The organism is Leifsonia sp. HAY1-4F, assembly GCF_056755275.1.
On the sequence record NZ_JBNDHX010000746.1, the window covers coordinates 1 to 229 of the forward strand.

A 229-nucleotide genomic window follows, 5' to 3' on the forward strand; every position below is an offset into this window, starting at 1 on the left:
GTACCGAGGAGGTCCAGGCCGGCGTTTTCGAGCTTGAGGCCAACTTCTTCGGAAATGACCTGGCCACCGGTGAGGATGGCGATGTCGGCCAGCTGGGCCTTGCGGCGGTCACCGAAGCCCGGAGCCTTGACGGCAACAGACTTGAAGGTGCCACGGATCTTGTTGACGATCAGGGTGGCCAAGGCCTCGCCCTCGATGTCTTCGGCGATGATCAGCAGCGGCTTGTTGG

At 62.4% G+C, this 229-nt stretch carries 1 pseudogene; it reads right to left on the minus strand.

Annotated features, from left to right (window positions below):
• A pseudogene (gene groEL / locus ACPYOG_RS21185) lies at nt 1-229 on the minus strand (chaperonin GroEL); the annotation flags it as partial.